The sequence below is a fragment of the Chryseobacterium sp. ERMR1:04 genome, assembly GCF_001297705.1.
Taxonomy (GTDB): Bacteria; Bacteroidota; Bacteroidia; order Flavobacteriales; family Weeksellaceae; genus Chryseobacterium.
The window spans coordinates 654906-667465 of record NZ_LIRF01000004.1 but is presented as its reverse complement, the minus strand read 5'-3'; the positions used below and the strand labels follow the sequence as shown (position 1 = coordinate 667465).

Sequence of the window (12560 nt, the reverse complement as noted above, 5' to 3'; positions counted from 1 at the left end):
AGTTCCGACCTGCACGAATGGTGTAACGATCTGGGCACTGTCTCAACCATGAGCTCTGTGAAATTGTAGTCTCGGTGAAGATGCCGAGTACCCGCAATGGGACGAAAAGACCCTGTGAACCTTTACTATAACTTCGTATTGACTTTGAGTAAGTAATGTGTAGGATAGGTGGGAGACTTTGAAGCAGGCACGCTAGTGTTTGTGGAGTCAACGTTGAAATACCACCCTTTACTTACTTGGAGCCTAACTTCTTTTAGAAGGACATTGCGTGGTGGGTAGTTTGACTGGGGTGGTCGCCTCCAAAAGAGTAACGGAGGCTTTCAAAGGTACCCTCAGCACGCTTGGTAACCGTGCGTAGAGTGTAATGGCATAAGGGTGCTTGACTGTGAGACCTACAAGTCGATCAGGTGCGAAAGCAGGACATAGTGATCCGGTGGTTCCGTATGGAAGGGCCATCGCTCATAGGATAAAAGGTACTCCGGGGATAACAGGCTAGTCTCCCCCAAGAGCTCATATCGACGGGGAGGTTCGGCACCTCGATGTCGGCTCGTCACATCCTGGGGCTGGAGAAGGTCCCAAGGGTTGGGCTGTTCGCCCATTAAAGTGGCACGCGAGCTGGGTTCAGAACGTCGTGAGACAGTTCGGTCTCTATCTATTGCGGGCGTTAGATGTTTGAGAGGGCTTGATTCTAGTACGAGAGGACCGAATTGAACAAACCTCTGGTGTATCAGTTGTTCCGCCAGGAGCACCGCTGAGTAGCTACGTTTGGAAGAGATAAGCACTGAAAGCATATAAGTGCGAAACTCGCCTCAAGATGAGACATCTTTTAAGGGTCGTTGGAGATGACGACGTTGATAGGCTACAGGTGTAAAGTTGGTAACAGCATAGCCGAGTAGTACTAATTACCCGTAGATTTATTGCCTATTAAAAGGAATAAATATAATCATCAAATGAGTAATCATTAATATTACATTAAAAACCTATCTCAAGAATTGCTAGCAAGTGCAAGAAAGGTTTTGTCTTTGTGACTGTTTTTATCGATAAAATAAGGTATCAGGAAAAAGGTATCAGGATTTAGCGTAATGCTAGGGCCTAACCCCTAATCCCTCGAACCTTCATATAACGCCTTTAGGGTGGTTTTAGCGGTGGGGCTCACCTGTTCCCATTCCGAACACAGAAGTTAAGCCCACCAGCGCCGATGGTACTGCGAAAGCGGGAGAGTAGGTCGCCGCCAGTTTTTATTTAAAAGTCTCATACATTTATTTGTATGAGACTTTTTTTTTGTTACATACCCAAAGAAACCCCACGACCCCAACATCTTAATAGATGAATAATAAGTAATAGGCAATGGGTAATAAGAAATCCTAAGTCATGCTGGCATTGCGAGGAACGAAGCTAGCCTGTGCTGAGCCTGTCGAAGTAATCTCTTTACCCATCCTGTTGTAGAAAACAATCTCAAAACTCTCCAACTCTCCCGCTCTCTTTGTCATCCTGGAAGGATCTCAACTATCTTTTTAAACCAAAATTCAATCATTTAAAAATCTGCTTCATCTGCTAAATCTGCGAGAGATTTTTATCCTCAAACTTAAGGCTTCTATCGAACGAAGTAAAGCAATCTCTTTTTATCATATTAAACGCAATCAGTAAAAGAACAAGCTTCATTATAGTTTCCTACTCATTTAGTTGAAGGCTTTTTTGTTTGTTGTGGATTTAAGAGGTGTAAAGAATGAGATGTTGAAATATGGTTTTTCTGGTTGTTATAACAAACCTAACAGGTTTTTAAAACCTGTTAGGTTTAGAGATAGGGTAGAAAGATTCGATGTTCTATGTTAATATGCAAATTATTCAGACTCAATTTTTAAAACTAGAAATAAGATGGATTGGCTTGTGATAAGTATTGCGTTTGTTGTGGAGCTAAGAGGTTAAAAAAATGAGATGTTAAAACATGGTTTTTCTGGTTGTTATAACAAACCTAACAGGTTTTTAAAACCTGTTAGGTTTAGATTTGTAGAGTAGAAAGATTCGAATCTAGATCCCTACGGGATGACAAAATGAGCGTTGATTTTGCGATAAAAAATGAAAATCAGACGGAAACCCTAGCCCTGATAGCAGCGGTTACCCCGCAACTTGGAGTTGAAAAAGGTGAGGGTTTAAGCCTTGGAGCGCGTTGGCGTGAGGAGTATGAGCGGATAGCAGGAAATAGCTCCTGAAAAATAGACCTAGACTTTTAATGATTTTAGATGCTTATTAAACTCTTAATTACTAATAGAATTGTGAAATAAAAATTCACTATTTACTTTCTCAGATTTCCTGTACTGCGTTGGTGTCATATTTTTAACCTTTTTAAAAACTCTGTTATAATAAGGGATATCATTGAAACCTGAGGCTATACAGATTTCTGCAACAGACAATTTTGTTTTTAATAACATCTCGCATGAAGATTCAATCCTAAACTCGGTTAAATAAGTAAAAAAAGATTTACCGGTCATCCTTTTAAAAAATACACAAAATGATGATTTTTGCATTCCCACAGATTTTGCAATTTGTTCAAGACTAATATTTCCTTGAAAATTTCTTAAAATAAACAAATGTATTTCCTGAAGTTTCTTTTCTTTTTTATTTTCAACGATGGGGCGCCCAACGATATGCATTTCTTTACAATGAGAAATTAATTGTAAGAGTTTAATAAAAGATGAAAGCCTTTCAATACGATCTTGATGAACCATAGAGGCCATTAAGGCTTGTAGCTTCTCTAGTAATTCACCTTCAAAAGAGACTGCATTTTCATTGCTTTGAAGTTCCGAAATACTGGAATATAATTCAGGGAAGAGATTTTTACAGCTGATTAAAAAATCATTCTCAATTACAATCGTAATATTTTCAATCTTTCCTTCGTCATCGTGTACCGATTCATCAAAAGACCAGCAATGCGGAATATTGGGTGGAATAAGAATAATTTCCCCTTTTGAAAAATTTTCAACTATATCACCAATAATTCTGGCACCACTTCCCGTGATAATATAAGATAACTCCCACGTTTGCTGCTGATGAAGAGGAACCTGCTGATTCCATATAATATGTACATGATCAAAGTGAAAGGTATTATTGTTTGTAGTTGGATAATATTTTAATTTTGTGCTATTAAAAGATTTAGAAATCATAATAATGTAAATATAAGACAATAATTAAAAAATATAGAACAATATTTTTACAGTGGGACGTTTTATTTTTGTACTACATTTTTTTAAGTAAAATATGAATAACGCTTTAAATATTTCTCAATCGAGACCTCACTATGAAATTCTGGATGGTCTTCGTGGTGTAGCAGCCATTATGGTTATTTTTTTCCATGTTTTTGAAACATTTTCCAATGGGGATCATACCAAACAATTCATAAACCACGGATATTTGGCGGTAGATTTTTTCTTTATGCTTTCAGGATATGTGATCAGTTATGCATATGATAATCGTTGGAGCCAGATGACTTTAAAAGATTTTTTCATCCGTCGCTTGGTGAGATTACAGCCTATGATTATCATTGGTTCCTTGGTAGGAGCGGTTTTATTTATTTCCAATATTCAGAAGGGTTGGGATGGGGTGGTATTTCCACAACTCCGGTTTGGAAATTACTGTTAGTCATGTTCATCGGGATGACCGTAATTCCTGTAGGAAAAGGCCTTGACATTAGAGGTTGGAACGAGATGCATCCCTTGAACGGACCTGCATGGTCATTGTTTTTTGAATATATCGCTAATATTGCATATGCTCTATTTTTAAGAAAAGTTTCAAAAATTGTATTGGGAATTTTGGTATTTATTGCTGCGGGAATTACCATTCATTATGCATTCACAAACCCACATGGTGACATTATTGGAGGGTGGTCTATTGATGATGCAACTCAAATGAGGATAGGGTTTACAAGACTATCATTTCCTTTCTTAATGGGGATTCTTTTAGCAAGAGTAGGAAAATTAAAATACACTAAAAATGCTTTTTTAACCACAAGTATTTTACTCATTATTCTATTTGCATTTCCTCGCTTAGGAGGAAATACGGCACCATGGAAAAATGCTTTTTATGAATGTTTTACCTTAATGATCATGTTTCCGATTGTTATTTTACTAGGCGCTGGAGGAAAAGTGGTGGGTGAAAAAGCCAATCAATTCTGCAAATTTTTAGGAGATATTTCTTATCCTATTTATATTACTCATTTTCCGTTGGTATATGTTTATATGGCCTGGGTTACGAATGGCAAACATACGTTGGATGAACCAATATCTTGGATTATGGGGTTTGCTACTGTAATTATATCCATTATCATGGCTTATGTTTTTATGAGATTCTATGATATTCCTGTAAGAAAATGGCTCGCTAAGAAAATAATTTCAAAATAGTAAATGATATTATCTGTATAAAGTTTAGTTTAATTCTCAAAAAGTAAATCTCGTTGTTTACTTATTCAGCTTACACTTGTTAAAAATTTCTTAAACATGGTGTAAGCTGATTTTTATTTTAATAAATAAGCAGAATTATTGTTGAATAATATTATTTAATGACGAATCATTCAATTAAAATTTTATTCTCTGGGAAATAATTTTATTTTTGTTAAATCATGGAAAACAGCTCGCCATTTTTAGATACTTTGTTTCTTCTTCGAAAAGAGGAATGCATTACCATCTTTTCAGATCTCAAAGAAATTTCAAAAAAGGAAGAACAAGATGCTGCAGATTATTTTGAAACTGAATTTGAAAAAGAAAGATTAGAGTTTTTATCTGATCAAATTAGCTGTAACAAAGAGACGGCAGTTTGGGCAGGGAAAATATTGTACCACAGTGCTCAATTGTATTTAATTCGTAGAGATACAGCAAAGAATTTGAATACATTAATTCCGCCATATAAAGGAATAAGAGATATTTCATCAATACTTTCTGCAGATTTATCGTTACGGTTTTTACCACAAATTGTTTCAGAATTACAGGTTGCTGATTCTGAAGATCCTTTGATTATACTATTGGAAGCAATTTTATCAGAATTTCATTATTCAGCGATTGGATTTGATGTGGATGTAGAAAAAGTAAATTGGGAAGAAGAATTAAAAGATAAAACCTATCGAAAACTATATCTCGAAAGAATTGTAGAGAACAAGGCATATAAATTAGCTGAAATTCCGTTTATTAATAAATTACTGATTGCAGAATTTGGTCTGCATAAAGATGCTTTTTGGAGAGAATTAAAAATAATAACTGAAGAAAATTAATGATACAAAATATAACTAAGCTGAATACAGTTCTTAATTACGTTAAGGAAACCTTTGTCGGTAAAAACGATGTAGTAGATTTATTGGGAATCTGCATGTTGGCAAGAGAGAATGCCTTTTTGTACGGACCTCCCGGAACGGCAAAATCTGCTATCGTAAGAACCTTGTCAAAAACGGTGAAAGACGGCAAAAACTTCGAATATTTATTAACCCGCTTTACAGAACCAAATGAGATTTTCGGCCCTTTTGATATCAGAAAATTAAAAGATGGTGAACTTTTGACGAATACAGACGGCATGATGCCTGAAGCGTCAATGGTTTTTCTGGATGAGATCTTCAATGCCAATTCTGCAATATTGAATTCACTTTTGATGGCTTTGAATGAAAAGATTTTCAAAAGAGGAAAAGAAACAAAAAATCTTCCTGCGCTAATGTTTGTGGGAGCAAGCAATGTTCTCCCTGAAGATGAAGCTTTGAATGCATTATTCGACCGTTTTTTGATCAGAATTAATGTTGATTATGTACATCCGGATCTTCTGCAACAAGTACTTTTAGCCGGAAGAAAATTAGAAAATAATATTGAAACAGTAGTGCCTGAGATTCTTTCTGATGAAATCAAAGAACTTCAAAATTTATGTAGAAATATTGATTTAAAACCCATTTATGAAGTCTACCTAAATACAATTATTAGCCTTCGAAATACAGGGATTGCAATTTCTGACCGTCGAGCGGTAAAACTTCAAAACTTAATTGCAGCAAGTGCTTTAATTTGTGGAAGAAATGAAGCGATTCTTTCTGATCTTTGGGTATTGAAACACATTTGGGATACAGAAGAACAGATTGAAATTTTAGAAGGAATTATCAACCGAACCATCGAAAAAGATGAAGATCCTAAATCTCATCCTCAGGCCTTACAAAACAAAACTCCGAATCCGGAAGAAGTAATGAAAGATGTAAAAATTCTTATTGATAAATGGGAAGGGGGAACTTTGAGTTTTGAGGAACAAAATGTCATTAAAGATAAATTAAGATACCTTCAAACCCGATGCGACTGGATCAGAAATCCTGAACAAAAACAATACATTCAAAAAGAAATTGAAAGTCTATGGCAGAAGATTCTTCAAACCGCATAAAAGAATTTTGGGCAGAACTTCCCAAAGCTAATGAAGATTTTCTGGGTTCCATTCGTGATTGGAAAAACGTGCAGATCGCTTTGGAAGAAGATGTGATATGGTTGAAAAACTTTACCGATGAACAAGCTGATTCTGCGGAAATTCAGCAATTGCCCAACTTTTTATTATATGAACTAAGAGACGGATTATTGTTCCGAAAAGATGCTTTGGTTCCCATTAAGAAAGTGAGAAAGGCTTTGCTGTGGTCACCAATTGATAAAGCTTTACGTTTGACTTTTCCACCTTCCAATCATAATTTTTTTGGAATTGATGAAAAAGTAGAAGTCAATTTAAAACCTAGTGAAGAAGAACAGCCTGCAATTGCTTTATTAAGTTCGATATCAGAGATAAAAAGCTTGATTGTTACTTTGCCAAAATTCAAATTAGAAAAACTTGAATGGATTGTGATGGAAGAACAAGCTTTATTTTTCGGAACTCCATTATTAAGTTTTCCTGGAAAGACCTATTGGCTGAAAGACGGACATCTTTTGCCCACAGGTTTTGATTTTGAATTTAAAAATTTGAGTTCATTACTTCAAAAAAAATATAATGAAAATGAAGACCAATGGCTCGTATGGAATGAAGATGGAAGTTATATTTCAATTAATAAAAATGACTTCCGAAAACTGTCGGTAAGCTCATTTCGTCTCACTGAAAAAGCACAAGAATGGATGTAAGAGAATATTTTCAATCTTATCACGATTATTTTTGGGAATGGGCAACGGATAGAGATATTTCAGATGGTTCCAACTACACTGTAAATAACCTTATAAATCTTACAAGTATAAAAACGACTGTTGCCTACAGACCATATATTATTGAGGTTTTAAAGGAATTACAGCATAATGGATGGCCTCCTTTTGGCTCATTCCTTTTAGTTTTATATGCAACACAAGGAGGATATCTTGATATGAATTCTCTTTTTTCAGAAATGAAAAGTTATTCTGAGCGTGACGAAATAGATGTTTTTATACCTGAAGCTCGTGAATTTCTTGAAAAACTTCAGTTATTAAACGAGACATATAAAAAAGGGCAAAATAGAATTGTTCTTTTTCAAACAATTTTCAATGATGATAAATATTGTCTCTCTGCGGCAAATACTGAGCAACTATATAGAAGATATTTAAAAATACCACATTTATTAGGTGAAAGTGCAAATAAAAAACCTTTTAATTTCGAGGTTTTTAGAAGAGATATAAGAGCCTTAGCGTTTGCTAATCGAAGATTTGCAACGATGCAATCTATTATTAATGCAATGAAAGGGTTTATCTATGAGCCCGAAATCGAAGACGAAGTTATACAAGAAGAAACAACAATTGAAACCAATAAAGACTTTATTCAAGAGCTCATCGAAGACCCAAAAACGTTTCAGATTGGGAGCTTAATAAAAAGAATTTGGAGTGGTCTGAAAATCCCAATGAGACATCTTTCTCCCGGTGAACAGCCAATTGGAGGTATTTCTGATATGACCAACAAAGGCGAATTATCAAGAATGCTTTTGTCTGAATTTGCCAATGAAGATGAGATTTTTATGAACCGGGTTGCCAATAATGAAGCCTTGTACATTCAGCGTGAAATTCCGCCTGAAGAAAATATTTTTGAAAGAATAATTTTAATTGATACTTCCCTTAAAAATTGGGGCACCCCAAAAGTTTTAGCCTTTGCTTCAGCCATCGCTGTGATCAAGCATCCGAAAGCCCATTCTGAATGTAAAGTGTTTGCGTTAGGACAAACCAATGTGCTTATCTCTTTAGATAAAGTGGAAGAAGTGGTTGATAATTTAAATCAGGTAAGTCCGGTTTTAGAAGTTTCACAAGCTTTGGATCGATTTTTTCAGGAGGAGCATAAAGAAAAAGATCTGGAAGTTTTCTTCATTACCCATCAGGAAAACTTGGCAAACGAAAATATTCAAAGAACGATTCATGAAAATAGAGATCGACTAAAATTTTTAGTCACTACTTCGGCGGATGGGGAATTAAATTTCTATAAGCATCACAAAGGAACAAGAAAGCATATTCAAAAAGTGCTTCTTCCTTTAAAGGAATTATGGGCAAACCCACCACAAAGGAGAAAGAATAGAGAGAATGATATTTCGTCCAGCGGTAAAAGAACGGATCTTCCACTCAATTATCCGATTTTATTTCCGACGCCAAGTCATAAAATTGCTCAATTTTTATATGAAGGTGAGTTTTTTATTTTAAGCAATAAAAAGCAGCTGTTAAAGACTTATTTGTCTGATAATTATTATAATAGAGATTATTATGATTATTACAAAACATACCACGGGTGTGAAGTTTTAATGGAAGGTATTTCTGTAAAACCTAAAGGACAGTTTGCATTGGCGAAAAATAAACAGCAACAATTTATTTTATGTCAATATCAACCGGATAAGAAGTTGATTTCTAAATTAAATTTAAATACCAAAGAATATTCGGAACTGAATTTGACGGGACAACACATTCCTGCAGATTCAAGGCTCACTTATTTTGGAAGGAATTTTTATTTATTTCATCCCCAAGCGCTTAATATTTTCAAAATAAATATTGACGGAAATATCTCTGTTGAATCTGTAAAGAACGATGCAGAAATTCAAAAAAATGATACTAAAGTAGTAATCGAAGTTTTAAGATTAGACAATAGCGGTATTAAAATTTCTGGTAATTTCGGTAAAATTGGGATTAACGCTAAAAATAATTTAGTTGTTTCCGGAAATGAATTAAGTAGAAACGAAGAGAGTTCTGTGAGCTTTTTAAAAAACAAATTTGATTTTAAAATCCTTGCAGAACAAGACAAAAACAAATTCACTTTTCCTGATGGAAGCGAGATCATTACAGATTCCCGTGGAATGTTGACCTTTAAAAGCAGCAATGGAAATATTCCTACTTTTTATATACCCTCCGCAGAAAAAGGCTTTCTGTCATTGTCTACCAATGTAGAATTTGGGGGGTCAGAATATTATCTGCCCGAAAGTACATTGTTGAAAGTGAAAAAAATGGAGGATATGTATTCTGAATATCTTGAAAAATTTATCAATCAAATTTTGGAATATGGAGCTTAGAATCAAACCTTTTCCAAAAAATAGTTATCCTAAAAAAGGACTTTTAATAAGAGGTTCTTCGCCATTGGTATGGCTTCAGGAAATGGAAGTATTAGGAATTGATATAGGCCAAATTCAAGCTTTTCCGATTCCTTCCAACGAGCCTAATATTGTATACGGCTGTTTTTTAGTTTTTGATCAAAATGCACCTGCCGAAATAGGACGAAATTCTTATTTTCAATGTTTCGATAACAAATTATTTATTCCTGAAAATACTATTTTTTATCCTAGGATAAATCCTGAAGACTGGCAAAATATAGAGGCTGAATTTTTGATCATGCATACCGAATTTGGCTTGGTTAAATTATCAGAACAAATCGACTGGATCTCCTTAATTCAAGAGCCTGTAAAATCCAATACCGTTGTTCGAAAACCATCAAATGGAGTGAAGATTCCTCAGAAAATTGAGAGCTTTACGGTAGAAATGGATGATGAAAAAGTACTGGAAGCGCTTCAAAAGTCTCAGACAGAAGAAGAATGGATGAAAAATCTGCCTTTTGATATGAAGAAAGTAATGGCGGGGAATAAAAAGGAAATTGAAAAGTATTTATTATACATTGAAAAATATCCTGAGAGAGCTGTTGAACTTGGAGTTCCTTTAGATATTATGGGAACTTCTAGAGGAAATGGATTTGGGAAATTTAAATTTGGTGATAATTGGTTTGGAAGATTATTTGGAAAAAATGATGAATCTTCAACCGGATCAGGAAAGAATTACCGATGGATACTTTGGGTATTTTTGATCGTAACCGCAATTGCAAGATCTACTTTTAATTCTCATAAAGAAAAATCTGCAGTTGATGGACAAAGTGCCGGAAAAGTAATGAATAAACTTCCTGAAAATACCGTTGCCTTTGAATCCGGAGTCACGGAAATTGATATGAAAGTGGATTCTATGTATGGAAGAGAAAGGATGAGATTAATGAATAGTTATAAGGAGGCTATTTCAAAACCTTCAGCACAAAAATGGTTACCCGATATTGAAAAAGATATAAAGAAATTTAATACGAAACAAACTACGGCAAGAGATTCTCTTAAAACAGTTTACAGTAAAAAGATTACAAAACATATTGAAAGCAGATCTGAAAATATTAAACGAAAAATTTCGGATTCATTAAAAAAAATCAGCTCAGGAAAACCTGCCAATGAAGGAATTGTACGAAGTATTTGGCGTAAGAAAAAAGTATTAATGGCAGATTCTTTAGGCCGTCTTTACGGAACTCTTGATTTCCCTCCAATGCGTCATGCATTAGAAACAACCACGGACGTTTCCTCCAAAGAAAATGATGCCAAAAAAGAGGTTTCTTTTGTAGAAATTATTTGGCTGATCATTTTTATGACAGGCGCTGTAGGGCTTTACTCATTTGTTTTAAAGAAAAAATCAATGAACATTGGTGGCGGAAATCTACCCACAGGCATTAAAGTTTTTTTGATGGTTGTTCTTCTTGCCATGTTGATGTATATTTTTTATCCGCTGATAGAATCTTTTGGGTACAATTGGTTTGTCTGGATTCTTATTATCAGTGTCAGTCTTCTGCTTTACCGCTTGTTTGCAGAAGATAAATCAATTTTAAAATCAGACGAAAATGAATAGGCAGAAGTTTATAGATAAATTCTTGAGATGCCTTCTAATTTTGGCTGTCCTCAAGATCATTGGAATATTCGCACAGCTTTTCCATCAAAGTTTTTGGAGCGTTGTCGGGACTTTATTTTTGTTTCTTATTGTTGCTGCCATTGCTTTTTTTGTCATCATTGGTTTAAAAGATAAAGAAAAGGATGCGAAAAATTCTGGAAGAAAGGCCTCAGGAGGAGGGGGAACTTTCTATTTAGAAAATTCACTTTTTGATAGGATCAGAAGTAAATATGAAGAACTTGCTCAAAAATATGTGGATGAAAAAGACTACCTGAAAGCAGCAAAGGTTTATATGAATTTGCTTCAAGATAACTACCGTGGAGCAAAGACATTAGAAGACGGTGGTTTTTATAATGAAGCAGCGGTGATTTACCTTAAAAAGCTAAAAAATAAATCGGAAGCTGCCTCATGTTACGAAAAGGCAAAACAATATAGAAAAGCGATTGATCTTTATAAAGAACTGGAACAAAAAGAAAAAGTTGGGGATTTGTATATTGAAATTCATGATATCAAAAATGCCCATGCCTATTATCAAATGGTAGTCGATGATTATGTAAACAACAATCAAATGGTAAAAGCGTCTTTAATCTATCGCAAAAAGATGGAAACGCCAGAGGCGGCTCAACAAGTTTTATTAAAAGGTTGGGAGGAAAATAAGGATACTTTCAATTGTCTTAATAATTATTTTGCTAATATTTTTGATATGAAAAAATTAGAAAGCGAAATTCAATATTTATATAACAACACTCCATCAGATAAAAAGAATATCTATCTGGAAGCTTTGAAATATGAGTTTAAAAAAGATGAAAAGCTACAATCAACAACAAGAAATATAGCTTACGAAATTATAGCGGAAAAAGTGAATACCCATTCCGAGATTGTCAATGAGTTGAAACATTTCAACCCGAATGATGAAATTATTTTGAAAGATATTTCCAGGTTTAAAACTGGGAGGAATAAAATGTTTAGGAATTGATGATCACCAAATAACAAATTCCCGTCATTGCGAACCGAAGGTGAAGCAATCTGTAATAAAACCTGCTTTTTTTATTGAGATTGCTTTGTCACTACGTTTCTCGCAATGACGAAATTACCAATTAATTACAAAAAAGATTTATCTTTGCGGCAACAAAATTATGACAATACAAAGAGCACATATCAGTTTAAATCTATGCGATCGCCCGTCAATAAAGGGATCGTTTGGATATGAATGGATGATATGGAATGAAGTGAAATGTGCATGCTTTGGAAATTATTTACTGTAAACTCGTAAAAAATTAATCAAAATACCACCAAAACGCTTCGACAATCGAAGCGTTTTTTGTGTTTTTAGGTCAGAAATTATTTAGAATGAAAAAAAATAACCATAAAAGTGAAAATTTAATAATTAACAATGAACAT

10 protein-coding genes and 2 rRNA genes are annotated in these 12560 nt (G+C 34.4%); 10 read left to right on the top strand and 2 right to left on the bottom strand.

From position 1 onward, the window contains the following. Together AMQ68_RS10495 and rrf are read left to right on the top strand one after the other, a co-directional pair. Positions 1 to 922: ribosomal RNA gene (locus AMQ68_RS10495) — 23S ribosomal RNA — on the top strand; the annotation flags it as partial. Between the two features lie 207 nt (positions 923 to 1129). Beyond that, a 5S ribosomal RNA gene (gene rrf / locus AMQ68_RS10490) occupies positions 1130 to 1237 on the top strand. 127 nt (positions 1238 to 1364) lie between these two features. Here rrf and AMQ68_RS25820 read toward each other — a convergent pair. Further along, entirely contained in the window at positions 1365 to 1490 is a 126-nt protein-coding gene (locus AMQ68_RS25820; RefSeq protein WP_262483900.1) for a hypothetical protein, read from the bottom strand. 765 nt (positions 1491 to 2255) lie between these two features. Then, the gene (locus AMQ68_RS10485; RefSeq protein ID WP_054510560.1) at positions 2256 to 3161 is read right to left on the bottom strand and encodes an AraC family transcriptional regulator; all 906 of its coding nucleotides are present in this window, start codon (positions 3159 to 3161) and stop codon (positions 2256 to 2258) included. Between the two features lie 94 nt (positions 3162 to 3255). On the opposite strand from AMQ68_RS10485, the gene AMQ68_RS25925 reads away from it, so the two are divergent. The 8 genes from AMQ68_RS25925 to AMQ68_RS10450 all read left to right on the top strand — a co-directional run bounded on the left by AMQ68_RS25925 (position 3256) and on the right by AMQ68_RS10450 (position 12135). Continuing rightward, positions 3256 to 3636 carry an acyltransferase family protein gene (locus AMQ68_RS25925; RefSeq protein WP_369678632.1) on the top strand — a complete coding sequence of 127 codons (381 nt, stop codon included), beginning with the start codon at positions 3256 to 3258 and terminating at the stop codon, positions 3634 to 3636. Next, a complete protein-coding gene (locus tag AMQ68_RS10480) occupies positions 3588 to 4394 on the top strand; it encodes an acyltransferase family protein (protein ID WP_369678631.1) in 807 nt (268 codons plus the stop codon). The genes AMQ68_RS25925 and AMQ68_RS10480 overlap by 49 nt, the downstream gene beginning before the upstream one ends. Positions 4395 to 4612: 218 nt before the next feature. Further along, entirely contained in the window at positions 4613 to 5257 is a 645-nt protein-coding gene (locus AMQ68_RS10475) for a hypothetical protein (protein WP_054510559.1), read from the top strand. Beyond that, on the top strand, positions 5257 to 6390 hold the full coding sequence (locus AMQ68_RS10470) for an AAA family ATPase (RefSeq protein ID WP_054510558.1): 1134 nt from the start codon (positions 5257 to 5259) through the stop codon (positions 6388 to 6390). Before AMQ68_RS10475 ends, AMQ68_RS10470 begins: the two co-directional genes overlap by 1 nt. Continuing rightward, the gene (locus AMQ68_RS10465; protein WP_054510557.1) at positions 6363 to 7106 is read left to right on the top strand and encodes a hypothetical protein; all 744 of its coding nucleotides are present in this window, start codon (positions 6363 to 6365) and stop codon (positions 7104 to 7106) included. The genes AMQ68_RS10470 and AMQ68_RS10465 overlap by 28 nt, the downstream gene beginning before the upstream one ends. Continuing rightward, positions 7097 to 9487: a hypothetical protein gene (locus AMQ68_RS10460; RefSeq protein ID WP_054510556.1), complete on the top strand. Its 2391-nt coding sequence runs from the start codon at positions 7097 to 7099 to the stop codon at positions 9485 to 9487. Before AMQ68_RS10465 ends, AMQ68_RS10460 begins: the two co-directional genes overlap by 10 nt. Further along, the gene (locus AMQ68_RS10455; RefSeq protein WP_054510555.1) at positions 9477 to 11120 is read left to right on the top strand and encodes a hypothetical protein; all 1644 of its coding nucleotides are present in this window, start codon (positions 9477 to 9479) and stop codon (positions 11118 to 11120) included. The genes AMQ68_RS10460 and AMQ68_RS10455 overlap by 11 nt, the downstream gene beginning before the upstream one ends. Beyond that, positions 11113 to 12135 carry a lipopolysaccharide assembly protein LapB gene (locus tag AMQ68_RS10450; RefSeq protein WP_054510554.1) on the top strand — a complete coding sequence of 341 codons (1023 nt, stop codon included), beginning with the start codon at positions 11113 to 11115 and terminating at the stop codon, positions 12133 to 12135. Before AMQ68_RS10455 ends, AMQ68_RS10450 begins: the two co-directional genes overlap by 8 nt. Positions 12136 to 12560: the final 425 nt, after the last annotated feature.